The sequence below is a fragment of the Streptomyces xinghaiensis S187 genome (assembly GCF_000220705.2).
Taxonomy (GTDB): Bacteria; Actinomycetota; Actinomycetes; order Streptomycetales; family Streptomycetaceae; genus Streptomyces; species Streptomyces xinghaiensis.
The window spans coordinates 71,079-96,800 of the sequence record NZ_CP023202.1 but is presented as its reverse complement, the minus strand read 5'-3'; the positions used below and the strand labels follow the sequence as shown (position 1 = coordinate 96,800).

26 protein-coding genes and 1 pseudogene are annotated in these 25,722 nt (G+C 75.6%); 20 read left to right on the top strand and 7 right to left on the bottom strand.

Features of this window, described 5'->3' with window-relative positions; genetic code table 11:
* The first annotated feature begins 43 nt into the window (after positions 1 to 43).
* The 3 genes from SXIN_RS31790 to SXIN_RS00425 all read left to right on the top strand — a co-directional run bounded on the left by SXIN_RS31790 (position 44) and on the right by SXIN_RS00425 (position 2,730).
* Positions 44 to 184 carry a hypothetical protein gene (locus tag SXIN_RS31790; protein WP_157916230.1) on the top strand — a complete coding sequence of 47 codons (141 nt, stop codon included), beginning with the start codon at positions 44 to 46 and terminating at the stop codon, positions 182 to 184.
* Between the two features lie 252 nt (positions 185 to 436).
* Positions 437 to 1,924: a UDP-N-acetylmuramoyl-L-alanyl-D-glutamate--2,6-diaminopimelate ligase gene (locus SXIN_RS00430; protein WP_019708383.1), complete on the top strand. Its 1,488-nt coding sequence runs from the start codon at positions 437 to 439 to the stop codon at positions 1,922 to 1,924.
* A gap of 251 nt (positions 1,925 to 2,175) precedes the next feature.
* Positions 2,176 to 2,730 carry a TerD family protein gene (locus SXIN_RS00425; RefSeq protein ID WP_019708384.1) on the top strand — a complete coding sequence of 185 codons (555 nt, stop codon included), beginning with the start codon at positions 2,176 to 2,178 and terminating at the stop codon, positions 2,728 to 2,730.
* Between the two features lie 114 nt (positions 2,731 to 2,844).
* Here SXIN_RS00425 and SXIN_RS00420 read toward each other — a convergent pair.
* Positions 2,845 to 2,985 (bottom strand): annotated as a pseudogene (locus tag SXIN_RS00420) (LLM class flavin-dependent oxidoreductase); the annotation flags it as partial.
* A 211-nt stretch (positions 2,986 to 3,196) separates the two neighbouring features.
* On the opposite strand from SXIN_RS00420, the gene SXIN_RS00415 reads away from it, so the two are divergent.
* From SXIN_RS00415 to SXIN_RS00355, 13 genes are all read left to right on the top strand, one after another.
* On the top strand, positions 3,197 to 3,601 hold the full coding sequence (locus tag SXIN_RS00415) for a DUF6153 family protein (protein WP_095756379.1): 405 nt from the start codon (positions 3,197 to 3,199) through the stop codon (positions 3,599 to 3,601).
* An 82-nt stretch (positions 3,602 to 3,683) separates the two neighbouring features.
* A complete protein-coding gene (locus tag SXIN_RS00410; RefSeq protein ID WP_019708387.1) occupies positions 3,684 to 4,313 on the top strand; it encodes a DUF305 domain-containing protein in 630 nt (209 codons plus the stop codon).
* Positions 4,314 to 4,655: 342 nt separating this feature from the next.
* Positions 4,656 to 5,696, top strand: coding sequence for a C40 family peptidase (locus tag SXIN_RS00405; protein WP_019708388.1), 1,041 nt, complete (start codon positions 4,656 to 4,658; stop codon positions 5,694 to 5,696).
* Positions 5,697 to 5,880: 184 nt separating this feature from the next.
* Positions 5,881 to 6,231: an NADH-quinone oxidoreductase subunit A gene (locus SXIN_RS00400; RefSeq protein ID WP_039820962.1), complete on the top strand. Its 351-nt coding sequence runs from the start codon at positions 5,881 to 5,883 to the stop codon at positions 6,229 to 6,231.
* Complete coding sequence (locus SXIN_RS00395) at positions 6,222 to 7,640, top strand: hypothetical protein (RefSeq protein WP_095756378.1); 1,419 nt, start codon at positions 6,222 to 6,224, stop codon at positions 7,638 to 7,640. The genes SXIN_RS00400 and SXIN_RS00395 overlap by 10 nt, the downstream gene beginning before the upstream one ends.
* On the top strand, positions 7,633 to 8,577 hold the full coding sequence (locus tag SXIN_RS00390; protein WP_095756377.1) for an NADH-quinone oxidoreductase subunit H: 945 nt from the start codon (positions 7,633 to 7,635) through the stop codon (positions 8,575 to 8,577). The genes SXIN_RS00395 and SXIN_RS00390 overlap by 8 nt, the downstream gene beginning before the upstream one ends.
* A gap of 18 nt (positions 8,578 to 8,595) precedes the next feature.
* Positions 8,596 to 9,159, top strand: coding sequence for an NADH-quinone oxidoreductase subunit J (locus SXIN_RS00385; RefSeq protein ID WP_019706391.1), 564 nt, complete (start codon positions 8,596 to 8,598; stop codon positions 9,157 to 9,159).
* Positions 9,156 to 9,461 carry an NADH-quinone oxidoreductase subunit NuoK gene (locus tag SXIN_RS00380; protein ID WP_019706390.1) on the top strand — a complete coding sequence of 102 codons (306 nt, stop codon included), beginning with the start codon at positions 9,156 to 9,158 and terminating at the stop codon, positions 9,459 to 9,461. The genes SXIN_RS00385 and SXIN_RS00380 overlap by 4 nt, the downstream gene beginning before the upstream one ends.
* Positions 9,458 to 11,449: a proton-conducting transporter transmembrane domain-containing protein gene (locus tag SXIN_RS00375; protein WP_095756376.1), complete on the top strand. Its 1,992-nt coding sequence runs from the start codon at positions 9,458 to 9,460 to the stop codon at positions 11,447 to 11,449. Before SXIN_RS00380 ends, SXIN_RS00375 begins: the two co-directional genes overlap by 4 nt.
* Positions 11,450 to 11,454: 5 nt before the next feature.
* Entirely contained in the window at positions 11,455 to 12,966 is a 1,512-nt protein-coding gene (locus SXIN_RS00370) for a complex I subunit 4 family protein (RefSeq protein ID WP_019708391.1), read from the top strand.
* Entirely contained in the window at positions 12,963 to 14,444 is a 1,482-nt protein-coding gene (locus SXIN_RS00365; RefSeq protein WP_095756375.1) for an NADH-quinone oxidoreductase subunit N, read from the top strand. Before SXIN_RS00370 ends, SXIN_RS00365 begins: the two co-directional genes overlap by 4 nt.
* 167 nt (positions 14,445 to 14,611) lie before the next feature.
* Positions 14,612 to 15,805, top strand: coding sequence for a cytochrome P450 (locus tag SXIN_RS00360; RefSeq protein WP_019706139.1), 1,194 nt, complete (start codon positions 14,612 to 14,614; stop codon positions 15,803 to 15,805).
* A 2-nt stretch (positions 15,806 to 15,807) separates the two neighbouring features.
* Positions 15,808 to 16,023, top strand: a complete 216-nt coding sequence (locus SXIN_RS00355) for a ferredoxin (RefSeq protein ID WP_019706140.1) — start codon at positions 15,808 to 15,810, stop codon at positions 16,021 to 16,023.
* A gap of 276 nt (positions 16,024 to 16,299) precedes the next feature.
* Here SXIN_RS00355 and SXIN_RS00350 read toward each other — a convergent pair whose 3' ends face one another.
* From SXIN_RS00350 to SXIN_RS00335, 4 genes are all read right to left on the bottom strand, one after another.
* Complete coding sequence (locus SXIN_RS00350) at positions 16,300 to 16,938, bottom strand: hypothetical protein (protein WP_095756374.1); 639 nt, start codon at positions 16,936 to 16,938, stop codon at positions 16,300 to 16,302.
* 228 nt (positions 16,939 to 17,166) lie between these two features.
* Positions 17,167 to 17,406, bottom strand: coding sequence for a DUF6411 family protein (locus tag SXIN_RS00345; RefSeq protein ID WP_019706894.1), 240 nt, complete (start codon positions 17,404 to 17,406; stop codon positions 17,167 to 17,169).
* A gap of 93 nt (positions 17,407 to 17,499) precedes the next feature.
* Positions 17,500 to 18,375, bottom strand: coding sequence for a cytochrome c oxidase assembly protein (locus SXIN_RS00340; RefSeq protein WP_238153627.1), 876 nt, complete (start codon positions 18,373 to 18,375; stop codon positions 17,500 to 17,502).
* Complete coding sequence (locus SXIN_RS00335) at positions 18,372 to 18,863, bottom strand: DUF2243 domain-containing protein (RefSeq protein ID WP_272951787.1); 492 nt, start codon at positions 18,861 to 18,863, stop codon at positions 18,372 to 18,374. Before SXIN_RS00335 ends, SXIN_RS00340 begins: the two co-directional genes overlap by 4 nt.
* Before the next feature lie 528 nt (positions 18,864 to 19,391).
* Between SXIN_RS00335 and SXIN_RS30740 the strand changes: the two genes are divergently transcribed.
* The 4 genes from SXIN_RS30740 to SXIN_RS00320 all read left to right on the top strand — a co-directional run bounded on the left by SXIN_RS30740 (position 19,392) and on the right by SXIN_RS00320 (position 22,216).
* Complete coding sequence (locus tag SXIN_RS30740) at positions 19,392 to 19,502, top strand: keywimysin-related RiPP (RefSeq protein WP_019708392.1); 111 nt, start codon at positions 19,392 to 19,394, stop codon at positions 19,500 to 19,502.
* A 20-nt stretch (positions 19,503 to 19,522) separates the two neighbouring features.
* Positions 19,523 to 21,400 carry a lasso peptide isopeptide bond-forming cyclase gene (locus SXIN_RS00330; RefSeq protein WP_095756372.1) on the top strand — a complete coding sequence of 626 codons (1,878 nt, stop codon included), beginning with the start codon at positions 19,523 to 19,525 and terminating at the stop codon, positions 21,398 to 21,400.
* 127 nt (positions 21,401 to 21,527) lie between these two features.
* Positions 21,528 to 21,785 carry a lasso peptide biosynthesis PqqD family chaperone gene (locus SXIN_RS00325; RefSeq protein WP_019706551.1) on the top strand — a complete coding sequence of 86 codons (258 nt, stop codon included), beginning with the start codon at positions 21,528 to 21,530 and terminating at the stop codon, positions 21,783 to 21,785.
* Positions 21,782 to 22,216 (top strand): lasso peptide biosynthesis B2 protein, encoded by a 435-nt coding sequence (locus tag SXIN_RS00320; protein ID WP_095756371.1) that lies wholly within the window; start codon positions 21,782 to 21,784, stop codon positions 22,214 to 22,216. Before SXIN_RS00325 ends, SXIN_RS00320 begins: the two co-directional genes overlap by 4 nt.
* A 366-nt stretch (positions 22,217 to 22,582) precedes the next feature.
* Here SXIN_RS00320 and SXIN_RS00310 read toward each other — a convergent pair whose 3' ends face one another.
* Positions 22,583 to 23,623: a hypothetical protein gene (locus SXIN_RS00310; protein WP_095756369.1), complete on the bottom strand. Its 1,041-nt coding sequence runs from the start codon at positions 23,621 to 23,623 to the stop codon at positions 22,583 to 22,585.
* On the bottom strand, positions 23,620 to 25,443 hold the full coding sequence (locus tag SXIN_RS32650; RefSeq protein WP_095756368.1) for a serine/threonine-protein kinase: 1,824 nt from the start codon (positions 25,441 to 25,443) through the stop codon (positions 23,620 to 23,622). Before SXIN_RS32650 ends, SXIN_RS00310 begins: the two co-directional genes overlap by 4 nt.
* Positions 25,444 to 25,722 lie beyond the last annotated feature (279 nt).

Here is a 25,722-nt window from a genome sequence, read left to right as displayed (position 1 = left end):
CGCGCCGTGAATCCGCCGGTGGCACGGGACGTACACTGGGGCCATGGGTCGCACAGACGGAGTGAGGGAGTGCCCGCGCAGGGCTCCCCGCGCCGCGCTCCCGGACGGCGCGATCCCGGCGACGGGTCCCGCACCGGGCGCCGTGCCGGACGCCGGCTGCCGGGCGCTGCACGGACACGGCTAGCGCCGGCGACCCCTCGCACCCCACCCGGGCTCTCGCCCTCCTCTCCCCTCCGCGGATCTCTCCGCACGGCTCCGCTCCTGACCCGGAGCGCCGTGACCACCCCCGCCGGATTGAGTTCCGGTACCCCGGCGCCGCCGGGCCCGCCGTTCCGTTCCGCGTCCGTCCCGCCCGTCGCCGCACCAGCGGTGGCCCCGGTGTGCCGTGCGCCCGGCCGGGACGCGCGGGCCCGCCGCGCCCCAGACAAGGACGCCTGTGAAGCTGAACGCACTGCTGGCCGGACACGACCACGAGATCCTCCGCGGCGATCCGGAGACGGACATCACCGCCGGAGTCTGCTTCGACGCCGGCCGCGTGTCGCCCGGTTCGCTGTTCATCGCCGTGCCCGGTCACCGCGAGGGCGGTCCCGAGGCCATCGGGCCCGCCCTCGCGCGCGGTGCGGCGGCGGTGCTCGTCGAGGAGGGGCGGCCCGGACCACCGGAGTCGGTCTGGGCGGCCGCCGGGGACGTGTGTGTCGTCCGGGTGCCCGGGACGCGGGCGGCCGCGGCGGCCGTCGCCTCGCGCTACCACGGCGATCCCGGACAGCGGATGGACATGATCGCCGTCACCGGGACCAACGGCAAGACCTCGGTGTCCCACATGGCCGAGTCCGTCCTGCGGATCGCCGAGAACGCCAGGGTGGGGGTCATCGGAACGGCCGGGAGCCGTATCGGTGACGAACTGATCCCGATGCCGAGATCGGCCCTGAGCACACCGGAGTCACCCGACCTCCAGTACCTGCTGGGATGTATGCGCGACCGCGGGGCCACGAGCGTGGTCCTGGAGGCCACCTCGATGGGCCTGCTGACCCACCGCGTCGACCACACCTCCATCGACGTGGGCGTCTTCACCAATCTGACGCAGGATCACCTGGACGACCACGGAACGATGGAGAGCTACACGGAGGCCAAACTCCGCCTCTTCCGCGGGCTGTGCGAGCGCGCGGTGGTCAACGCCGACGACCCGGTGGGAGCCCGGATCGAGGCCCTGATGCCCGGGGCGGTGTCCACCTACGCGATCGACGCCGAGGCGGACTACCGGGCGACCGACCTGCACATGGACGCCTTCGGCGCGCGGTTCGTCCTCCACCACGCCGGCCACAAGTACCCCGTGGCCATTCCCGTACCGGGCCGGTACTCGGTCGCCAACGCGCTGGCCGCCGTCGCGGCCTGCCATCTCCTCGGACACGAACTGGAGGGGCTGCTCTCCGCCCTCGACCGGCTCCCCCCGATCCCGGGCCGGTTCGAACGCTTCACGGCTCCGCACGGAGCCTCCGTGATCGTGGACTACGCCCACTCCCCGGACTCCCTGGACAACGTGCTGGCCACCATCCGGGACTTCGCGCCCGGCCGGATCATCACCGTCTTCGGCTGCGGCGGGGACCGGGACGTCACCAAGCGTGCCCGGATGGGGGAGATCGCCGGTTCCTACTCCGATCTGTGCGTCGTCACCTCGGACAATCCCCGCGGCGAGGATCCTGAGATCATCCTGGACCACGTCAGCGAGGGACTGAGAGCCTCGGGAACCCCCTTCGAGCGCTGTGCCGACCGGCGGCGGGCCATTGCCTTCGCGCTGGCCGAGGCCGGTCCGGAGGACATCGTGCTGGTCGCGGGGAAGGGCAGCGAACCGTTCCAGATCGTGGGGGAGGAGCTGATCCCGTTCAGCGACATGGCGACGGTGCGCGAACTGGCCGGGCCCCGGTAGGGCGTCCGGCGGGACGGGACCGGTGGGCCGGCCCGCCGCGACGAGGGCCGGGGGCGGCCGCCCCCAAGGGCCACGCTTCCCAACGGGCCTGACGGACCGCCGGATCCCCGCCTGGGCGGTCCCGCCGGCTTCCCGGGCAACAGGGCTTTTCCGGCCCCGGTGAGCGGGGCAGCCTCCAACCGGCGGGCCCGCCGATACGATGGCGCCCGTACACGTCGCGTAACGCACCGTCCCGGGGGAAGGGGAAGCCCGTGAGCAGCATCAGCAAGGGCTCCGACGGCAATCTCAACAAGGGCCTGGAGAAGGTCCAGGTGGCGGTCAAGTGGGACCCCAGTCCCCTCGGCGAACCCACCTGCGATCTCGACATCATCGCCGGGACCTACTCGGCCGAGGACCCGTACGGCGATCCGGTGTACCTCGTCCACTTCGACAGCCGGTCGCCCGACGGCACCATCACCCTCACCCGGGACAGCCGCAACGGCGTCGGTTTCGGGGTCGACGAGGCCATGACCCTGGAGCTCTACCGGATGGCGCCCACCTTCGCGCGGGTGGTCGTGGGCGTGGCCATCCAGCAGGGCGAGGGGCGCCGGACCTTCGGCGGGGTCCGGAACAGCGCTGTGCAGATCCTCAACGGGCCGGCCGAACTGGCGCGGGACGAGTTCGAGAGCGTCTCCGGGGCCCTGGCCGCCACCGTCGCCGAGTTCCGGCGGGACGCCGACGGCGCCTGGGAGTTCCGCAAGACCCTCCGCGGGTACCACGCCGACCCCAACTCCTTCGCCCGGCTGATGGGGGAGCGGACCCCCTGATCCGGTGCGGCCGCCCCGGCGCCGTCCCGCGCCGGACGCGGCTCAGCACAGCTCCGGCGTGATCCGTTCGTGGACGAGCCGGAGCCGGGCCGCGGGGTCGGCGACCTCCGGGAGGTCCCGGCCGGCCCGTTCGGCCCCGGCCCGGATGTGCCGCACCGCGTAGTCGTAGGCCTCCCGCGTGTGGCTCAGCGCGTGGTGGCAGCCGTCGGACAGCTCGCCCGCCGCCTCGAAGGAACTGGGCCCGCGCATGGCGCCGGAGACGCCGCCGGACCACCGGCGGGCCCCGCGCACCGGTGCCGCTCTCTCACAACACGGCCACGACCGGGACCGGTTGCTCCGCCCCGGCGTGGAACGGAGCCCCGGTTTCCGCGCCCCCGGACGTCCCGGAGGGCGAGGTGTCCGGTGTCACGCGCACCGGCACCGCGAAGCACCGGCCCGGCGGTCCGGGGCCCGATAGCATGACGCCGTGAGCCGAGAACAGCGCCCGGTCCGGCGCCCTCCGGGGCGGACACGCGCGTGCCTCGTGCTCGCCGTGCTCGCCGGTCTTCTCGGCCTGCACGGCCTGGCGGCGGCACCGGCTTCCACGGCCCTCGCGCCGCCGCACTCCTCCGCTTCCTCCGAGGAGCGGCCGCCCGGCCCCCGGCTCTCGGCCGACGGCGCGTGCCACGACCCCTGCGGCGGGCACGAGACGCATGCCGTGACGGACTGCGCGGCGGCCTCCGTGAGCACCGGTCCCGCCCCACAGCCCCTGTCCCCGGCCCCCTACGCCACGCGCGGCGCTGTGGGGACACCGGCCACGGCCGGGCCGCCCGCCCCCGAGGGCGGCAGAGGGCCGCCCTCGCTCTCCGAACTCCAGCTCCTGCGGATATAGGCCGCGCCTCCCGAGGCGCCGCGCACGCACGCGCCGGCGCCTCATACGGCCATGCCTGCACCAGACTTCAGGAGTTGTGACCATGCGATCCACCCGTACCCTTTCCCGCCGCGCCGCCCGCGCGGCCGCCGCCGGAGCAGCCGCGCTGGTGCTGGCGGCCTGCGGCGGAGAGAGCGGAGACAACAGCAGCGACGACACGCGGGCCCGGCCCGCCCCCTCCGCCGCGAGCGCGGCGCCGGACGCGAAGCACAACGCCGCCGACGTGGCCTTCGCGCAGGGGATGATCCCGCACCACGAACAGGCCGTCGAAATGGCGCGCCTGGCATCCGGCCGAGCCGCCTCGGACGAGGTCGAGAAGCTCGCCGGGCAGATCGAGAAGGCCCAGGCGCCGGAGATCGAGACCCTCGACGGCTGGCTCGGCGCCTGGGGCGAGGAGCGGATGCCCGGCGGCATGGACCACGGGGCCCACGAGGGCCACGGCATGTCCGGGATGATGGACGCCGGGCAGATGAAGCGGCTGGAGTCCGCCTCCGGCAAGGCGTTCGACACGGCGTTCCTGGAGCTGATGATCGAGCACCACGAGGGCGCCGTGACGATGGCCCGCACCCAGCAGAAGCAGGGTGAGTACGGGCCGGCCCGGAAGATGGCCGCGGCCATCGTCACCTCACAGGGCGAGGAGATCACCCGGATGAAGGACCTCCTCGGCCGCTGACAGCCCCCGACGGCCTCCGACGGCGGTTGACGGACGGCGGCGGCACCGGGACGGGACCACGGGTTCCCGGTGCCGTCCGCCGGCCCGCGCGGTGCGGGCGGACGGTGTGCGCCGGGGCCAAAGGCGACGTGTCCGGGCGAATGCGGACAGCCCGGCGGGCGGAAATACCCGGGGCTTTGAGCCGTGAAACCCGGCGGGTTAAGATCCGGCGTCGAGTCCTTCGCGTGGTCGGCTGCCCAATGGGGGCGGCGGCGAAGGCACCGTCGATTCCGCAGAGTTGCGCGGAGCCGGGAGCGCGCCCCACCTCCCGGCAGGCGGCCGAGGAAGAAGGAGCTGCCCTCAGTGGCGTCCCACCGTCGTCCCAAGCAGCCTAACCAGCGCGCTTACGCGGCCGTTCTCGGCGTCACCGCCGCGGCGGTCGCCCTCTCCACCAACTCGGCACAGGCCGACCCGATGCCCGACCCGGACAAGAAGGGCGTCAAAGCCCAGGTCGACCGGCTCTACGAAGAGGCCACGCAGGCGACCGAGAAGTACAACGGGGCGAACGAGAAAGAGGAGAAGCTCGAGAAGGAGGTCGAGTCGCTGCAGGAGACGGTGGCCCGCGGCCAGGCCGAGCTCAACAAGCTCCGCAACGGCCTGGGTTCGATGGCCACGGCGCAGTACCGCAGCGGCGGCATCGACCCGTCGGTCCAGCTCCTCCTCGCCAGTGACCCGGACGGCTACCTCGAGAAGGCCTCCACGCTCGACCGGCTCAGCAGCCAGCAGCTCACCACGCTCAAGAAGGCGCAGGAGAAGCAGCGCACGCTGCAGCAGCAGCGCGCCGAGGCGGCGGACAAGCTGGAGGACCTGGAGGAGACCCGCACGGAGCTCCGGGACCGGAAGAAGGAGATCCAGGGCAAGCTGGCCAAGGCCCAGCGCCTCCTCAACAAGCTGACGGCCGAGGAGAAGGCCGCGATGGCCGCGGAGGAGGAGCGGGCGAACCGCACCAGCGCCCGCGCCGAGCTCGGCAGCCAGTCCAGCGCCACCGGCCGCGCCGCGTCCGCCTTCGAGGCGGCCAAGAGCCGGGTCGGCATGCCGTACGTGTGGGGCGCCACCGGCCCCAACTCCTTCGACTGCTCCGGTCTCACGTCCTGGGCGTTCCAGCAGGCGGGGATCGCGATACCCCGGACCTCGCAGGCCCAGGCCAACGCCGGCACCCGGATCAGCTCGCAGAGCCAGCTGCGGCCCGGCGACCTCGTCATCATGCGCAGCGACCTCAGCCATGTCGGCTTCTACGCCGGCAACGGCCAGATCCTCCACGCCCCCAAGCCCGGTACGAGTGTGCGGTACGAGCCGATGAGCACCAGCGGCATGCCGTTCATGTGGGGCGTCCGCATCGGCTGAGCGCCGCGGGGGCGGCCCGGCGCCGCCCCCCGTACCGCCGGCCGGAGCCGGACCCGGCGAGCCCGCACCCGAGTGGTGCGGGCTTTTCCGTGCCCACCGGCAGGTGATTCACCCTCATTGCCGCTTTTGTCGGGATGTGTTGACATGGCGTTGGCGGGTACCGGCGGTGGCGGAGGAGGACGACATGGACGTGTGGGAGCCGGTGCTCGTGCTCCTGGGCCTGGTGGCCGGAGGGCTGCTGCTGGTCCGGGGGGTGGGGCTGTGGCTGGCGGCGGACCGCGAGCCGCTGGAGGCCGGGCCGTTCAGCGGTGGACCGCCCCCGGGCGAGCACGCCTTCTCCCGCTTCCATGTGCGCTGGTACCCCATCACGATGATCTTCCTGGCCTTCGACATGGAGATGCTCTTCATGTACCCGTGGGTCCGGGTGGTCTCCGAGAAGGGCCCGAGCGCCGTGGCCGAGATGTTCCTCTTCCTCGGCATTCTCTTCGCGGGCGTGGTCTACGCCCGGCGCGAGGGGGCCTTCCGGTGGACCTGAGAGACCGCCTCCGGCGTGCCGCGCTGAGCCGCCCGGGCGTCATGCTGGTCGCCCTGCCGGGAGCCACCCCCGTCCGGCTGGAACTCGAAGCCGAACTGCGGCGCCGGGGATGGCCGCGGAGCGAGAGCCCCGCCGCCGCGGATCTGCTCGTCGTCGCCGGGGAACGCGATCCGATCGGGGAGGACTCCTGGCTCGACGGGATCTGGGAGGGGGTGCCGAAGCCGGCCGTCCGGCTGGCGGTGCGTCACCCCGGCGACGCGGCTGCGGCACTGGACACCGGGCACCGGCTGCTGCGCGAGGACGCCGGGACCCGGCACGACCTCGCACCGGCCGTGCCCCCGAGCGGCGGTGAATCCGCCGCGGGGCGGAACGGGCGGCCCGGTGGCGGCCGCGGGGAACGGACGGATGACGGGGCGGGCGGTCACCACGATGACGGCGGAGACCAGGATGACCGGGGCGGTCACAACGACCACGGCGGTCACAGCGACGGTCAGGGCGATCCCGACGGCCAGGGCGGCGGGCAGGAGAGCGGCCACGGCGACAGCGGCGGCGGTGACGGCGACGGCGACGGCGGTCACGGTGGCGGCCACTCCTCGCACGAGACGCACGAGATGTCCGGACCCGCGGGCCTTCCGATGGCCGAACGGGCGGAGGACCGGGACGGCCTCACGCTCGACCGGCTGCACCTGCCCCTCGGACCCGCGCTGCCGGACTGGCCGGCCGGGCTGATCCTGCGCCTGGTCCTGCAGGGCGACGTTGTCCAGCGGGCCGGGACGGAGACCCTGCCCGTGCGGCGCCGGAAGGACCCGTTCTGGGACGAGCCGTGGCTGCGCGCCGCCCGGGGGGAGACCGTCCCCCGGGCCGAGGCCGCCCGCCGGCGCTGCGCCGCCCATCTGGACAGCCTGGGCCGCTTCCTCGCCGTCGCGGGCTGGGACGACCCGGCCGCCCGCGCCCGCCGGCTGCGGGACGGCGCCCTGTCGGCGGAACCCGGGGACCGGCTGCGCGAGGACGTCGTCTCGCTGGCCCGCCGGGTGGCGCGGTCGCGTGCCCTGCGGCTGCTGACCGCCGGGCTCGGCCCGCTGCCCGCCGCGGAGGCCCGGGCCGCCGGCGTCTCCGGGCCGGCGCACACCGCCGGCGGGGACGCCTACGACCGGCTGCTGGTGTGGCTGGACGAACTCGGGCGCGCCGCCGGGCAGTTCGGCGACGAACGGCCCCTGGCACGGGACGACCGGACGGGCCCGCGCGGCACCCTGGACGGTGCCGCGCCCCCGTCACGGGGGCTGCTGGACGTCCTCCCGGGTCTGCTGAGCGGAGCCGAGTTCGCCGGCGCCCGGATTGTCGTCGCCAGTCTCGACCCGGACCTCGACGAGCTCACGGCCGCCGACCGGCGGGAGGCCGCCGGTGTCTGAGACCGCACCGCTCTGGGCGGCCGCCGTGCTGCCGTTCGCGCTGCTGGCCCTGGCCGCCGTCACGGCCGGGTGCGGAGCGGCCGTGTCCGCGGCGGCCGAGCGGGGCCCGGCGGGTTCCGCCCGCGAACTGACGAGCCGGGCGGCCGCACCGCTGCGGGAGGCGCTGCGGCTCCTGGTGCAGCAGCCGCGGACCACCACCGCCGCGGACGGCGCGCTCCGCCGGGCGGGGGTGGCGCTGCTCCCCACCGCCGCCGTCCTGGCGGGCGCGGTGCTGCCCCTGGGGTTCCGGTCCGTCACCGACCCGGGCGTCGGCATCGTCTGGTTCAACGCCATGGAGGTGCTGGCCTGGGCGGCCGTCTGGCTCACGGGCTGGGGGCCCAACTCGGCGCTGTCGCTGACCGGGGGCTACCGCTTCCTCGCCCAGGGCCTGGCCTACGAGCTGCCGCACATGCTGGCGATCACGACGGCCGCGCTCGGCGCGGAGTCGCTGCGGGTCGGTGAGGTGGTCGCGCGGCAGGAGGGCCTGTGGTTCGCGCTCTGGATGCCGGCCGCCTTCGCCGTCTATCTGCTGAGCGCCGTCGCCATGGCGTTCTGGGGGCCCTTCGGCCATCCGCTGGGCCGGGACGCGGCGGGCGGCGCGGCGGCCGAACTCGGCGGCCCCGCGCGGCTGGTCCTCCTCGGCGGGCGGTGGACGCTGCTGGTGGTGGCGGCCGGATTCGCCGTGCCGCTCTTCCTCGGCGGCGGCCACGGCCCGCTGCTGCCCGGCTGGCTCTGGACGCTGCTGAAGACGGCGGCCGTGCTGGCCGTCCTGCTCGCGGTCCGGCGCGCCCTGCCCGCCGTCCGGATGGAGCGGTACACGGAGTTCGCCTGGACGGTCCTCGTCCCACTGACACTGCTTCAGGCCCTGGCCGTCGCCGTCGTCGTCCTGAACCGATGAAGGGAGCGGAATCACCCGATGCTCGAACACGCGCTGTTCTGGGTGCTGGCCGTCCTCGCGGCCGCCGCCGGGGTCATGGTGTTCCGCTTCGACTCCATGGCCCGGGCCACCTACGCCCTGCTCACCTCGCTGCTGTGCGCGGGCGGCGTGGTGATGCTCCTCGGGCTGGACTACCTGGGGGTCGTCATCCTGCTGATGATGACCGTCGAGATGGCCCTCATGGCCGTCTTCATGGTGATGTACATGATGAACCCGGCCGGGCTGATGCCCATGTCGATGCTGCACAACACCAAGGGCGCGGCGGTCCTCTGCGGGGCCGTCTTCGCCGCGCTCGCCGCGGGCATCCTGCTCGCCCCCTGGCCGGCCCGCCGCGGCCGGCCGCCCGCCGACCCCACCCACGACCTGGGCATGTCGCTGATGGGGCCGCACATGCTCACCATGATGACCTTGGGCATGGCCCTGTTCGCCACCATCGTCGGCACGGTCGTCCTGGCCACTCGCCGCGGCCGCTACGACCGCTTCGGGGACGATCTGAAGGCCCGCCGGCCCGACGACCCGGTGCCGGGAGGTGGCCGGCGGTGACCCTGGAAACGCTTCTCCTGCTCGCAGCCGCGCTGTTCAGCACCGGTCTGTTCGGCGCGCTCACCCAGCAGTCGGTCGTGATGCTGATGATGGGGCTCGAACTCATGCTGGGCGGGCTGATCGTGGCCGCCGCGGCCGTCTGGCACCACATCGCGCCCGCCGGCGCCGACGGCCAGGTGCTCATCGTGCTGGCCGTCACCGTGATGGCCGTGGAGATGGCCGTCGGGTTCGCCGTGGTCACCGCCCTCTTCCGCGCCCAGGAGATCGACATGACCGACATGGCCGCGGAGCTGAAGGAGTGAGCTGGCCGCTGTGGGCGCTCATCGCCCTGCCGCTGGGCTCCGGCACGGCCCTGGCCGTCCTGGGCCGCCGGGCCGACCGGGCGGCACCCGGGACGGCGGTCGCCGCGGCCGCCGTCACCCTGGGGCTGGCCTGCTCCGCCGCCACCACCCGGCCCGTTGCCGCGGCGCCGCTGCTGGAGGGTCTTCCGGTGCGGCTGGCGGCGGACGGCCTGTCCGGCCCGGTGGCCGTGGCCACGGCCGCGGTCACCCTGGCCGTCCTCGTCTTCAGCAGCCGGGGCAACGGGCCCGGTGAGGCGCGGGCCCGCTTCTCCGGGCTGATGCTCCTCTTCTCCGGCGCCATGCTCACCACCGTCACCGCGCAGACCCTGCCCGTGCTGCTCATGGCCTGGGAGCTGATGGGCGCCACCTCCTGGGCCCTCATCGGCTACTGGTGGCGGGAACCGGCGCGGGTGCGGGCCGCCGGCACCGCGTTCCTCACCACCCGCGCCGCCGACCTCGGCCTCTACGTCGCCGCGGGCGCCGCGCTCGCCGGCGGCGCCGCCGGAGGGCTGGACCTGGACGGGCTGTCCGGTACCACCGGCCCCTGGCTGTCCGTCGTCACCGCGGGCGTCATCGTGGCGGCCCTCGGCAAATCGGCCCAACTGCCCTTCAGCTTCTGGCTCTCCCGGGCGATGGAGGGCCCGAGCCCGGTCTCCGCGCTGCTCCACTCGGCGACCATGGCCGCCGCCGGGGCCTATCTGCTCCTCAGGGCCGGACCGCTGCTGACGGCCTCGGGCTGGGGCGGGCCGGTGACGGCCTGGGCCGGCGCCGCCACCGCCGTGCTCCTCGGCCTGGTCGCCGCCGCCCAGACCGACCTCAAACAGCTGCTGGCGGCCTCCACCTGCGCCCAGACCGGGTTCATGGTGCTCGCGGCCGGCACCGGGGGCATCACCGGCGGGACACTCCAGTTCATCGGCCACGCCGCGGCCAAGAGCCTGGCCTTCCTGGTGGCGGGGGCCTGGCTGACCCTGCTGGGCACCAAGGCTCTGCCCGGGCTGCGCGGAGCCGCGCGCCGCCACCGCGTGGCCGGAGTCACCTTCACCGTCGCCGCGCTGACCCTGGCGGGCTGGCCGCCACTGGTGCTCTGGGGGGCCAAGGACCTGCTCCTGGCCGCGGCCCTGAAGCACGGGGCAGCACTGTACGCGGCAGGGCTCGCGGCCGCCGTGGTCGCCGCCGTCTACAGCGTCAAGGCCCTCTGGTTCGTCTGGCAGCCCGCGCCCGGCCCCGAACGGGACGGTGGCGCCCCCCGTGACGGCGGTGCGGCCCGCGGCGGCGGGGGAGCGCTGCCCGCCCCGGCGTCCTGGGCCCTGGGCGGGCTGGCCCTCGCCTGTGCCGCGCTCGCCGTCCTCGCGTTCGATCCCGCCCGGGGGACGTTCGCCCGGGCCCTCTCCACCGCGGGCGAACCCACCCCGCACGGCTGGGAGGTGGCGCTGTCCACCGCCCTCGTCCTGGCGGCCTCGGCCGTCGTCCTGCGGCGGGCCGCCCGCCCGCTGCCGCTGCCGCCCGCCGTCACCGCCTGGTGGGGCGACTGGATGCGGCTGGAGGCACTGGCCCGGCTGCTCGTCCTCCGCCCCGTCCTGCGGCTGGCCGGGGCGCTGGCCGCCTTCGACGACCGCGTCCTTGCCCGGGCCGTCCGCGCGGCCGGGCACGGAGCCCTGCGCGCCGCCGGGGCCGTGGCCGTCCTCGACGCCCGGGGCCCGGACCGGGCCACCGTCTCGGCGGCCCGCGCGACGCTGCGGCTCGCCCGCGCCACCGGGCGGCCGGACGGCCGCGCCGGAGGGCGGGAGGAGTGGCTCGACGGCCTCGTCCGGGGGGTCGCCGCCGGGGCCGCGGCCCTGGGTCGGCTGGCGCGCCGGCCGCAGACCGGTCAGCTGCACCAGTACCTCGCCCAGGCCGTCGCGGTCTTCACCGTCCTCGCTCTCGCCCTCGTCCTCGTCGCTGTGAGGTGACCGCCGTGCTCACGGTCCTCGTCCTGCTCCCCACCGCGGTGGCGGCGCTCCTGCTCTGCCTGCCCCGCCGCGTGCCCCGCGCCGTCTTCCTCGGCGGCTGGCTGGCGGCAGCGGCGGCGGAACTCGCCCTCACCGCCGTGATCTGGGCGGGATACCGGACCGGCGGCGGAATGCAGTACGAGCAGCGGGTGCGCTGGATCCCGGACGCGGGGGTGAGCTACCACGTCGGCGCCGACGGGCTCTCCCTGCCGCTGATGGCCCTCACCTGCGTGCTGTTCCTCGCCTGCGCCGGCTACACCTGGGCCCGGCGGGAAACCCGCCGGGTGCGGGAGTTCGCCGCCCTCTTCCTCTTTCTGCAGACCACCTGCCTCGGGCTGTTCGCCGCCCTGGACCTGATCCTCTTCTTCCTCTTCTTCGACCTGTCGATCGTCGCGATGTACTTCGTCATCGCGGGCTGGGGCCACCGGGACGCCGCCCGCGCGGCCCTCACGTTCTTCCTCTACACCTTCCTCGGCTCCCTGGCCCTCCTCCTGGGCTTCATCGGCCTCTTCCTGGCCGCCGACCCGCACACCTTCGACATCGTCGAGCTGACCCGGGAGAACCCGCTCGCCGGACGGGCCGCGTACGGCGGCCTGGTGCTGCTCGCCATCGGTGCCGGACTGGCCGTCAAGACACCGACCGTGCCCTTCCACACCTGGCTGCCGCCCGCCCACACCGAGGCCCCCGCCGTGGGCTCGGCGATCCTGGCCGGCGTCCTGCTGAAGATGGGCACCTACGGCTTCCTGCGCATCGCCATGCCCGTCCTCCCCGGCGCCTGGCGCGAGTACGCCCAGGTCTTCGTGGTCGTGGGCCTGGTGTCGGTGCTGTACGGGGCGCTGGTCGCCCTCGCCCAGACCGACTTCAAGCGGATGATCGCCTACACCTCCGTGAACCACATGGGCTATATCGTCCTGGCGTTCGGCGCGGCGGCGGCCACGGGCGCCGGAGCGGAGGAGGCCCGCCGGCTCGCCGTCACCGGGGCCGTCTTCCAGATGGTCAGCCACGGACTGCTGACCGGCGCGCTGTTCCTGCTCGCCGGAGTGCTGTACGACCGGTGCCGCACGTACGAGATGGCGGCCTACTCCGGACTCGCGGGCCGCGCCCCGGTCTTCGCCGCGCTGACCGGGGTGGCCGCCTTCGCCTCCCTCGGGCTGCCGGGGTTCTCCGGCTTCATCGCCGAATTCCAGATCTTCACCGGCAGTCTCGGTTCCCGGCCGGTGGAGACCTCGCTCGCGGTGCTCGGCATCCTCCTCACCGCCGGCCTCTTCCTCCGCGCCCTGCAGCGGATGCTCCTCGGACCGCTCCGGCTGCCGGACGCGCCCGGCGCCGGACGGCCGTTCCCCGACCTCAGGGCACCCGAACGCGTCGCCGTCGTACCGCTGCTGGGCCTCGGCGTCCTGCTCGGCATCGCGCCCCGCTTCGTCCTGGACGTCATCGAACCCGCCTCGCGCGGCGCGATGGAGCTGCTGTCCCGATGACCCGGATGGAACAGAGTCTTGTCGAGCTGATCCCGGAGGCGCTGCTCGCGGCCGGGGCCGTCGCCGGACTGCTGCTGGGCGCCTGGCTGCCGCGCCGCCGGCAGTGGCTGGTGGGCCTCCTCGCCTGCGCGGTGTGCGGAGCGGGCGCCGTGGCGGCGGCGGTCCTCGCCACCGGCGCGCCCGCCACCGCCTTCAGCGGCTCCTTCGCCGCCGACCCCGTCACGGCCACCGCCCGGATCGTGATCCTCGGCTCCACGCTGCTGGTGACGCTGCTGGGGCTCGGCCCCCTGCACGGGCACCCGCGGCAGTCCGAGTTCTTCGTCCTGCTGCAACTCGCCGCGCTGGGCGCCCTGATGCTCGCCGGGGCGCAGGACCTGCTGCTGCTCGCCGCCGCGTATCTGCTGGCGAGCGTCCCCTCCTACGTCCTCGCGGGCTTCCGGAAGGACGCGCCCGGCACCGAGGCCGCCCTGAAGTACTACGTGGTCGGCGCGCTGCTCGGGGTGCTGATGCTGGCCGGGATCACCGTGCTGTACGCGGCGGGGCGCGGCTCCGCCTACCCCCTGCTGCGGACGGAGCTGCCGGAGGCGTCCGCGGGGCTGACGGCCGCCGGAACGGTCCTGCTGCTGGCCGGGATGCTGTTCAAGGCCGCGGGGGTACCCGGCCACTACTGGCTGCCGGACGCGGTGCAGGGAAGCGCCGCGCCGGTCGCCGCCTTCCTCACCACCGTTCCCAAGATCGGGGCGCTGGCGGCGCTGTACCGGCTGGCGGCCGTGCCGTTCTCCGGTACGCCGGCCGGATGGCCCGAGCTGGTCGCCGTGCTCTCCGCCGCCTCGATGACCCTCGGCAACCTGGCGGCGTTCTTCCAGCGGGACGTGCGGCGGCTGCTCGCCTACTCGGCGATCAGCCAGGTCGGCTATCTGCTGATGCCGGTGGCCGTGGCGGGCCGCGACTCCCTCGCCCAGCCGGCGCTGCTCTTCTACCTCGCCGCCTACGCGCTGACGAACCTCGGCGCCTTCGCCGTCGTCTGCGCCCTCCCCGGGGTCCGCACGCTCGACGGCTACCGCGGCCTGGCCCGGCACCGGCCGGCGCTCGCCGTCTCCCTCACGGTCTGCCTGCTGGGCCTGGTGGGGACCCCGCCCACCGCCGTCTTCCTGGGCAAGCTGGAGGTCTTCGGTGCGGCGCTGGACGGCGGCTTCGGCTGGCTGATGGTCCTGGCCGCCGTCAACACCCTCGCCTCGCTCTTCTACTACCTGCGGTGGATCGCCCCCGCGTTCGCCATCGGTCCGTCCTCCGGGAACGGGGACGGGGACGGGAACGGGGCCCCGGACGGGGCCGGCGGCCGGGGCGGCCCGTTCGCCCCCGGTGAGCGGACGGCTCCGGCCGCGGCGATCGCCGTCGCGGCGGCGGCCCTCTCCCTCCTCCTCGGCCCGGCCGCCGGCCCGGTCCTCGCCGTCCTGGACGGACCGCTCGCCGGATGAAGCGGCCCCGTCCGCCCGGCCGGGCCTTCCGGGCCCGCCCTTCCGGAAGTGCCCTCCGGGGCGGCGACAAGCGGCCGAAAACGGTGTGTTGACGCCGGAACGGCGGCGTTCCTACGGTCCTACGGGCGCGGGCGGCCGCCCCACGCGGAGCCGGAAAGGGGACCCGAGTGACCACGACCGACACCGGACCGATCAGCTATCCCTTCAACGAGGCCACCGGGCTCGGCCTCGCCGACGCCTACGAGCGCGTGCGCCGGACCCCCGGCCTGGTCCGCGTCCAGCTGCCGTACGGCGAGCCCGCCTGGCTCGTCACCCGCTACGCCGACGCCCGGCTGGTCCTGGGCGACCGCCGGTTCAGCCGGGCCGAGGCCACCCGCCGTGACGAACCCCGGCAGTCCCCGGTGTCCATGGCCAACGGCATGCTCGCCATGGACCCGCCCGGCCACACCCGGCTGCGCGCCCTGGTGGCCAAGGCGTTCACCACGCACCGGGTGGAGCGGCTGCGGCCGGAGGTCCGGGCCCTCGCCGAGGACCTGCTCGACACGCTGGAGGAGAGCGGCCCGCCGGCCGACCTCGTCGAGGAGTACGCCCTGCCGATCCCCGTCGCCGTCATCTGCCGCCTCCTCGGCGTCCCCGAGGAGGACCGCCCGCGGTTCCGCGAGTGGAGCGACGCGGCGCTGTCCACCAGCTCCCTGACGGCGGAGGAGTTCCTGGCCAAGCGCGAGGAACTGCGGGGCTACATGGCCGGGCTGATCGCCCGGCACCGCGCGGAGCCGCGGGACGACCTGATGAGCGCGCTCATCGCCGCCCGCGACGGCGACCTGGAGCGGCTCACCGAGGAGGAGCTCACCGACCTCTGCGTCGGCATCCTCGTCGCGGGCCACGAGACGACCGCCACCCAGATCCCCAACTTCGTCCTCACCCTGCTCGACCACCCCCGGCACCTGGCACGGCTGCGCGAGGAGCCGGAGCTGATCCCGGCCGCCGTCGAGGAGCTGCTGCGCTTCGTCCCGCTCGGGGCCGGGTCCGCCTTCCCCCGGTACGCCACGGAGGACATCGAGGTCGGCGGCACCCTGGTGCGGGCGGGCGAACCGGTGCTGGTCGCCGTCGGGGCGGCCAACCGCGACGCCCTGCGCTTCGGCGAGCCCGGGCGGCTCGACTTCGGCAGGCCGGCCAACCAGCACATCGGCTTCGGTCACGGCGCCCACCACTGCCTGGGCGCACCGCTCGCCCGGCTGGAACTCCAGGAGGCCCTCCGGGCGTTGATCCTCCGCTTCCCCGGACTGCACACGGCCGGGGACGTCGAGTGGAAGACACAGATGATCGTGCGCGGACCGCGCACCCTGCCGATCGGGTGGTAAGCATGACCTGGCACATCGCAGTGGACCGGGAGCGGTGCATGGGCTCCGCCGTCTGCGCGGGCACCGCGCCCGGCCTCTTCACCATGGACGCCGACCGGTCCCGCCCGGTGCGGCCGGACGTCGAGCCGGACGAGGAGGTCCTGGACGTGGCCGACTCCTGCCCGGTGATGGCGATCGAGGTCCTCGACGGCGGGAAGGTGATCGCCCCCCGCCCCTGAGCCGCCCGGGCGGGGCACCGCCCCGCCCCGTTCAGGCGCCCCGGAGCCGCGATCCGGGGCGTCCGCGGGGGGAGGTGCCGAGCCCGGCCGGGTTCGGGTCCGCGGCCGGCCGTCCCTTCGCAACGCCCCTGTGCCGTAAGGAGATCCGGAACGGTACCGGGGAGCGTCCGGTGCCGCGCGTCCCGAGGTGCCGCGGAAGCCCGCCCGCCCTTCCCGCTCGGGGGCCGGGAAGGACGGGCGGGGGGAAACGGGGGTGGCGGCCGCCGGGCCGCGCTCTCAGGAGCCCGCCCCGGGCAGCTCGGGGGCGTTGGCGAACAGGTCGAAGTACATGCCGAGCGAGACGAGCAGACCGACCGCGCCGAGCACGAGGCCGGCCAGCGCCACGGACTTCACCCAGGAGCGGGTCCCGGAGCGCTGCGCGTACAGGGCCAGCAGCAGGCCGCCGACGAGGATCGCCAGCAGCGCGAAGATGCCGTTGAGCAGGGCGGCGGTGTGCCACGGGACGCTGTAGTAGGCCTCGATCTGGTCGCCGCCGCCACCGGAGCTGGCCTCGATCTGGCCGATGAGCTCCTTGCGGGCGTGCAGCATCTGGCCGACCGAGGTGCCGGTGAGGGAGCAGAGGCCGAACGCGGCGCTGACGACGGCGGCGGCGCCGGCCCCGAATCCGGTGCCGGAGGCCGTGCGGGCGGGGGCGGCGTCCGCAGGGACGTCCGGCCCGTCGTCCTCGGCGCCGGCGTCGGCCGCGGGGGCGGTGCCCTCCGCGGTGGTCGCGGGCTCCTCGGGCCCGGCCGCCTCGTCCTTGCGGATCTCCTGCTCCGCGACGGGCCGCGCGGACTGCCCGGGAACGGCGGTCTTCTCCTCCTCCTTGCCGGGGTCGCTGTCGGTACGGGGGGTGGTGGTGCTCTCATCCGTCATGGGGAGCCACCCTACGGGGCGCACCTAAGGGTCCGGTAAGACCCCTCCGGCCGTACGGAGTTGCGGCCCCTCCGAGCGGTCCGGCATCCGGCGGCACCGGCGCGGCGAACGCCTCCGGCCTCCCGGGTGCCGCCGGCCGCGCCGGGGTCGGCGGCGGCTGCGGCACCGGGAGGCCGGAGGCGTTTCCCGCTGTGGGGCGCCCGGTGAGGAGGCGGCCCGGGTGCCCGCTCAGAACGGCATGCGCCCCCGGGCGCGGCGGCCGGCGGACCCGCTCCGCGACACGGCACGGGAACTGCTGCGGAACGGCTTGCTGAACAGCCGGCCCAGCGGTCCGGGCGCCTTGCCCGTCACGCGGGTTCCGGCTCCGAGGGAGCGCTGGGTCCCGCGTTCCGGATGGCGGGAGAAACGCGGCAGCAGAAAGGCCAGTACGGCCAGAACCGCACAGACGATGACAATGGCGACGGCCACGGCGGAAACCTCCTCGTTTTCGGTTTTCCGCGCTTACCCGGCCCGGGGCACGGCACACCCGAAGCCCCGGCACCGGGCGCCCGAAGGACCTGGTCACCGGCTCGCCCCACCGCTCTCCGCCGGTGACGGGCGGCGTGCGCCGGCGGGACCGGCCGCCCCGGCCGCCCCGGTGGAGCGCCCGGCGCGGGAGCGGGCGCGCCCGGTGGCGGCGTACCACTGGACGGCGAGCGCGGCGGCGAGCGCCAGTTCGACGAGATCACCGCCGTAGTACATGATCTGCGAGCCGGTGCGCAGATCCGCTGTGCCGAAGCCGGTGCCGGGCGGGGGAACGGCGTAGAGGCTCTTGGCGAGGACGGCATGGGCCGCCCCGGTGAGCAGCAGCGTCGTACCGCGCCAGGCGAGGCCCCAGCGGTGCCGCAGCGGCTCCGGCGCGCAGACGGCGAAGGAGAACAGCAGCCCGGCCGCCACCACGTGGAGATGCACCAGGCTGTGCGGAAGCGGCTCGTGGTGCGAGGCGGCGAACAGGCCCGTCCGGTACAGCACCCACAGCCCGCCCACGTCCAGCAGCGCCGCCAGCGGGGGGAACACGAGCCAGGCGGCCGGCCGGGACCGCACGGCCGCGAGCAGCCCGCGCCGCGTGGACCCCGGGGGGAGCGTGCGCAGGGCCAGGGTGACCGGGCGGGCGAGGACCAGCAGCAGCGGCGCGGCCATGCCGGCCAGCACGTGCTGCGCCATATGGGCGGTGAACGGACCGCCGGGCAGGGGGACCGCCGGTGCGGCCGCCAGGGCCAGCCCGCCGGAGGCGAAGGACAGGTCCCGCCGCCACGGCCAGCGGTCACCGCGCCGGCGCAGCCGGGCGGCGGCCGTCAGGTATCCGGCGACCGCCGCCCAGGCGGCGAGTGCCGTGAGCAGCTGCCCGGGGGAGAGGCCCGGCCCGACGGCGGCCAGGGCCGTGTACCGGCCGGTCACCGGGCCGCCGCGGACCGCCGGGACGCGCGGTCCGCGCGCACGGCCAGGACCGCGCCGGCGGCCAGCAGCACCACGGCGAAGCCGTTCCACGCCAGGTCGTAGGGGAGGAGCTCGACGCCGTACCGGACCTGGTGGGTCCGGAGCACCTTGTGGTCCACGACGCCGTCGAAGAGCTGGAAGCCGCCCAGCCCGAGGAGCAGCCCGGCCCGCGCGTGGCCCGGCGACAGGGCACCGCGCCGCCGGAGGTCGGAGAAGAGCACGAAACCGGCCACCAGTCCCAGGACTTCGGCGGTGTGCAGCAGTCCGTCGGCGAACAGCCCGACAGCGGGGGTGGAGCGGTCGTAGAAGTGGTGCCAGGCCAGGAGCTGGTGGAAGACGATCTCGTCGGCGGCGGCCATGAGTGCCGCGCCGATCAGCGCGGCCACCCACAGCGACCGGCGGGGCAGCGGTGGGCCCGGCCTCACCGGCTCACGTTCGCGTGCACTCACGGCTTCTCCTCGGCGCTGCGGTGGGGGGGACGGGGACATCCGGAACGCCTACCCGGGGCGGGGCGGACCGAGTCGGGAACGCGGCAGGCGGAGGACACGGCGGGGTGAGAGCAACGCGGTCCGGCGCTGAAGGCGGCGGAAAGGACCGCAGCCCCGCGCCGGGCAGGCCCCGCGCCGGGCAGCACAGGCCGGCCCGCCGACCGCGCGGGACCGCCGGAGCGGTGCCGCGAGGGAGCCGGTGCGCATCCGGCCATACGTTCGTCCGGCAGTCCTATGGTCGGCCCGTAGGGTCCTGTTTTCTACAACAGACGGACGGTGCGTCACCCGGGCAGGGGGTTTGGAGCGCGGTATTCCGCTACGACCTTGTTCCGCCCGTCCCGCATGGCCAATTCTCTCTGCAGCCGGCCGTTCTCATCGGACACCACCCGGGGTCCGGGACGGCGGGCGCGGGGTGAATCGTTCCCTTTTCCGCTGCCGGCGCCGTCCGGCGGACGGCGGGGACGGGCCGCCCCGCGAAGGGAGGAAAGCATGCGCAAGGCTTACGAGGCGCCGGTGCTGGTCGAACTGGGCGGGTTCCGGGAGAAGACGGGGCTGCTGGGGCGCCACGGCAACGACCGTCTGATCCTCAGCAAGAACTGAGGCGCGCGGACGCCTGAGCCATGACACCTCGATCCTCCGGGATCGCGGGCCCGGGCGAGGGCCACTTCACGGTCTTTCCGGACTGTGCGGAGGCCCTCGCCGCGGCCCGCTCCCTCATCACCCCCGGCTCCCGGGTGCTCTCCTACCCCTCCGGCCGGCCCTGGCTGGCCGGCCGGTGGCACGACCGGGAGATCACCGCCGTACGCGCCCGCCGGTCGGGCATCGCCGTCCTCGGCTGCTGCCCGGCCGGGGCGGCCGAACTCCAGCGCTGCGCCGAGCGGATGCGCGACCTGACCGAGGCCGGCGAACTGGCCCGCCGGCTCCCCGGCAGCTTCCACCTCGTGGCCGATCTGGACGGCCGGCTGCGGATCCAGGGCACCGCCTCCGGGCTGCGCCGCGTCTTCCACGCCACCGTCGGCGGCACGGTCGTCGCCGCCGACCGCGCCGACATCCTCGCCGAAGCCGCCGGGACCGGGGTGGACGAGGAAGAACTCGCCGTCCGCCTGCTCTGGCCCGTCCCGCACCCGCTGGCGGAGACCTCCGTCTGGCGGGGCGTGACGTCGGTACCGCCCGAGGACGCCCTCGTCGTCACCCCGAGCGGCCGCGGGAGCCGGACCGCACGCTGGTGGACACCGCCCGAGGCGGACGACTCCCGGGAAACCGGCGCGGAGAACCTGCGCGCGGCCCTGGACGACGCCGTACACGCCCGCACCCGCTCCGCCGCCACGGTGAGCTGCGACCTCTCCGGCGGTCTCGACTCCACCAGCATCACCTTCCTCGCCGCGCGCACCCCCGCCCGCGTCATCGCGAGCACCTGGCCCGGCCGCGACCCGGCCGACAGCGACCTGCACTGGGCGCGGAAGGCCGCCGAGCACCTGCCGGGCCTCGACCACGTCGTCTGGGACGCCGACGCGTCCCCCCTCGTCTACACCGGTCTGCTCGACATCGACGACCCGATGGACGAGCCCACCATCGGGGTGATGGACCGCGCCCGGGTCCTGCACCACCTCCCCGGACTCGCGGACCGGGGCAGCGAACTGCACCTCACCGGCATCGGCGGCGACCACATCGCCTGGTGCTCCGAGGCGTACTACCACCGGCTGCTGCGCACGGACCCGCTGCTGGCCCTCGGCAGGCTCCGCGGCTTCCGTGCCCTGTGGAACTGGCCGCTGCGCGACACCGCCCGGGCCCTGCTGGACTCCCGCCCCTACGGGGAATGGCTCGCCGGCGCCGGGCGCGAGCTGCACGCGCCCCCGGCGCCGACCGTCAGCGGCGCCCTGGGCTGGGGCACACCGCCCCGGCTCTTCGACTGGGTCACCCCGGACGCCGGCGAGGCGATCCGGCGGGCCCTCGGCCGGGCCGCGGAGAACGCCGTCCCGCTGGCGCCCGACCGCGGTATGCACACCGATCTGCACCTCATCCGCGACTGCACCCGGATCCTGCGGATCTGGGACCGGATGGCCGCCCGCGCCGGACTGCCCATGGCCTCCCCCTTCTTCGACGACCGGGTGATCGAGGCGGCTCTCGCCGTCCGGCCGGCGGACCGGGTCACCCCGTTCTCGTACAAACCCCTCCTCACCTCGGCCATGCGCGGCGTCGTGCCGGACGTCTGCCTGAGCCGCCGCACCAAGGCGACCGCCTCGATGGACGCCACCAACGGGCTGCGGGAGCACCGGGCCGATCTCCACGCGCTGTGGGAGAACTCCGAACTGGCCCGGCGCGGCCTGGTCGACGCCGGCCGGCTCCGGGCGCTGGCGCGGCGGCCCGCCACCCCCGGCCTGCGCGAGGCGATGCTCTACTCGACCATCGCCTGCGAGGTCTGGCTGCGCACCCTCGCACCCGCCGCCGGACCCGCTTCCGGCCCCGCACCGGGTCCCCCTCTGCCGGCGCCGTCCTGAGCAGCCGTCCCGAGCCGCCGGCCGGCACCCCGCACGCCCACCCCGCACGCCCACCCCGTACGCCCACCCCGTACGCCCACTCCGCACCCCGCGCCCCGGCGCCGGGGCGGGAAAGGAACAGGTAGAGATGCCGTTGCAGTTCGCCGCCGATGTGTCCACCGCCGAGACCGACTACGGAACCGTCCTGCTGGACCAGCGCAGCGGCCGCTACTGGGAACTCAACCCCACGGGCACGCTGGTGGTGAAGGCCCTGCTGCGCGGCGCCGAGGAGAAGGACGCCGTGGAGGCGCTCGTGGCCGAATTCGAGATCGAACGCGAACAGGCCGCGCGCGACGTGGCCGCCCTGGTCGAGACGCTGCGCGACTCCGGGCTGGTGGCGGTGTGAGTACCCCCGCCGCCCTGGACCGGCCCTCCGGCGTGCCCCTGATCCACCGGCTGGCCGCGCGCGCCGTCCTGCCGCCGGCGTACCTCCTCGCCCGGCTGCGGCCCCGCCGGATCCGCCGGCTGCTGGAGGCCGTACGTCGCGGGGCCCGTCCGGCCTCCCCGGAGCGGACCCTGGCGGCGCGGAACGCGGTGTGCTCGGTCAGCCTGTTCTGCGCCGGCCCGCAGGGCTGCCTTCCCCGCTCGCTGGCGGCGGCGCTGCTGTGCCGGATCCGGGGAGAGTGGCCGACCTGGTGCACGGGGGTGCGCGTGGTCCCGCCGTTCACCGCACACGCCTGGCTGGAGGCGGACGGCCGTCCCGTCGACGAGGGAGTGCCGGACGGCTACTTCACCCGGCTGCTGAGCGTCCCCCCGCGGCGGCGGGCCGCCGGATGACGCTCCCCGCCGCGCCCGTCGGGTGCCCGCGGCGCACCGCCCGCGCCCGCCGCGGCCGGCGGGGAGCCCGCGGAGCAGGGCGCGGGACCGGCCCCGGAGAACCGCAGGGTGCGGGGGCCGTCCGCCGGATGTTCCAGCTCACTCGGGGCACCGCCGGGGCCGCCCGTCGGCGGCCGTCCGGACACCGGCCCGCCTCCGCGCTGGGCTCGTCCGGCGGGCGGGTGCGCACGGCGAAACTCGCGTCGGTGATGAGCCCGGCGGCGGAACTCGCCGTCCAGGGCTCCTTCCCGTCGTCCTCGTACCGGTGTTCCCGGCGTCTCCCGGTGGCGGCGTACGGCTGTGTGGAGCCGGTGGCCCCGCCGGCCGTCAGCCGCAGCGGTAGGTGAAGGCGGCGGACTCCGTGCGGCGGTCCGGCGAGGTGATGCGCAGTTCGGCGGCCGCCCGTACGGTGCCCTCGCCGCGGAACGTCCACTTCAGCCGGAGCCGCGCCTCCCGCTGCCCCCGGACGAGCCGCTCCACCAGCGGCCCGGACTCCGTGCCGTCGCTGCGCAGCCAGCGGTAACGGATCGTGCCCGGCTGCCCGTTGGTGCGCACCCGCGCCACCACGTCCGCGGTGGTGCCGCAGCCGCCGGGGCCGCTCGCCCGTACGGTCACCCCGGTCACCGCGAACTCCGGCCCGCTCCGGTCCCAGGCGAGGAAGAGCACGACGCAGAGCATGATCAGGCCCGCCGGGGCGTACCGGCGCGGCCACCGCGGACCCCGGCGGGCGGGCGGCGGCCGGTGCGGGGCGGGCCCGCCGTGCCAGGGGCCGGCCGGGGGGCTGCCGGGCCGCGGCGTGCGCGGGTGCGGCGCGCTGCCGGCCGGCGCACTCCCGTCGGACCACGGCGCCCGGGCGGGCACTCCGGGGCCGAAGCGCAGGACGCCGTCGGACGCGTACGGCGGTACGGACCGGCCGTCCCCCGTGCCCCCGGCGCCGCCGGAGGGGAGGGAGGTGCCGTGCGCGGGGCCGGGGCCACGTCCGGCCCCTTCCCCCGGCCCGGGCAGGGCGCCGGTCCCGGACGGGGGCAGCACCCGGGTCCGTTCCCCGGAGCTCCGGTCCCGCTCCCGGTCACGTTCCCGGAGCGTGCCCCCGTCTGCGCCGGGTTCCGGCTCCGGCCCGGGGCCCGGAGCGACGGAGCCCCAGGCATGGTCGAGCACGGTGGCGGAGTAGGTGAGGTCGAGGTCGTCCCCGGCCACGGGGCCCGGCGGCGCGGAGCCCCCGGTGCCGGGCCCCGTGCGGCTCTCTCCCGGCGGGACGCCCTCCGGCAGCCGTACGGTCTCCGCCTCGCGCGCCTCCCCGGGGCCGGGCGGGGAGGGCCGTCCCGGAGGGTCTCCGGGCGTCCCCGGCCCCTGGGCGTCGGAGGTCATCGCAGGCAGTCCGCGTACCACGGGTCCGACCTGAAGGCCGTGCCGGACACGGTGGTCACCTCCAGGACGTACCACCGGCAGTCCAGCGGCCGGGCCTCCCGGTTGGCGACGGTGTAGGGCTCGCCGCCCTCGCTGATCCGGAAGGCCACCGGTGATCCGGAGGGGCGGCGCGGCGCGCCCTGGGAGTCCTGCGCGTACCACTGGGCGGAGAGGCCCACCGGGCCCTCCCCGTCGGTGGTCACCGTGACCCGGCCGGTGAGCGTATCGCCCGACCAGCCGGTGCGGATCGTCACGTCCCGCACCGTGGCCGGCGGCGGCTGCGAGTGCCCGGGCGGGGCGGTCCCGCCACCGGTGGTGGCACCGGTCGTGGGGGCGCCGGTGTGCGGCGTCGTTTCCGTGGCGGACCCGGACCCCGGCCCGGTCGGCGCGGACGGCCACCAGCTCCCGGAGGGCTCCCCGGCGCCGCCGGTGGTGGCCCCCGGAGACGCGCTCCCCCCGCCACCGCCCGGCGTGGCCGGGCCGGAGGGGGAGGCGGTGGAGCCGCCGGAGGGCGAGGCGGACGGGCCGCCGGTGGTGCCGGGAACGGTGGGAGCCGTTGTGGCGGTGGCCGTGGTCCCGTTCTCCCCGGCCCAGCTGCCGGGCAGCAGGGAACCGAGCACCACCAGGGTCGCGACGACCAGCGCGCCCGCCGTGGCGAGCCGCCCGCGCGGGTCGCGCCCCACCGGCCCGGCGCCTCCCAGCGGGTCGTTGCCCGGCGGGAGGACCAGGGTGTCCGGCGCGCCTCCGCCGGACGGGGTGCCGCCGTCCGGCGGACCGCCGCCGGGAGGCGGGCCGCTCTCCGGCGGCTGACCCGGCAGCGTGGTGACGGCGGCGTCGGTGAAGCCGATCCCGCCCTCCGCCTCCGCGGCCCGCGGGATGAGCAGCGGCAGCAGCGCCGCGAGGGAGGCGAGACGGCCCCGGCCCCGCTCCTCCCAGCCGGGACCGTAGGCGCGCCCGGCCACCTCCTCCAGCTCCCGGAGGAAGGCGGCCGCGTCCCGCGGGCGCTCCTCCGGCGCCTTCGCCATGCCGTGCCGCACCAGCCCGCGCACGGGCTGCGGCACCCGCTCGTCGGGGACGGGGTCCGTGGTGTGCCGCAGCGCCAGCTCCATCAGGCTCTCCCCGGCGAACGGCTTCTCACCGGTGAGGCACTCGAAGAACGTCACCGTGGCCGCGTAGACGTCCGTCGCCGGGGTGGCCGGGGCCCCGTTCCACTGCTCGGGGGCCATGTACGGCGGGGTGCCGCTGACCCCGGTGCGGCGGTCGCCACCGCGCCCGGCGATGCCGAAGTCGACGAGCTTCGACGAGCCCTCCTCCGTCACCAGCACGTTGGCGGGCTTGTAGTCGCGGTGCACCACGCCGGCCCGGTGGGCGTCGGCCAGACCGAGCAGCGAGCCCTTGAGGACCAGCAGCGCGGCCTCCGGGCCGGTGGGCCCCTCCTGCCGGATCAGCGCGCGCAGCGGCACGCCCTCCACGAGCTCCATGACGATGGCCGCCCCCTCGGGCGCCTCGACGTACTCGTAGAGCCCCGTCACATGCGGGGAGCGCAGGCCGCCCAGCAGATGGGCCTCGGTGCGGAAGGCGGTCCGGAACGCGTCGTCCGCGGCCAGGGCCTCGTTGAGGTATTTGACGGCCACCGGCTGCCCGGTGGCGTCGTGGACGGCGACCACCACGCGCCCGCCGCCGCCCGAGCCGAGCTCGCGGATGTGCGTGTAGCCGGGAACCGTCCACTCCGGGCCGGGGCCCTGAGGAAGAGTCGCGTCGGAACTGCCGGATCCGGTCATCGCCGCCCCCCTGCGGTCATGGATGACTTCGGGGACCGGCCACCCGGTACCGGACCGGCGCGTCGCGTCCCCCTGCCGGGACTATGACAGCCTCCGGCGATTCGGAGAACGCCGAATCCGTAACAGAATGTCCACAAAGCTGCCACCGGCCGTGCGGGGCTCCCGGTCTCCGCGCGGCCCGGAGCCGGCTCCGGGCCGCAACGGAACCCTTCCGGCGGACACGGCCGCCGCGGAGGGGGGTTCCGCCCGCGCAGGGCGGGTACCCAGGCGCCGTCCGCG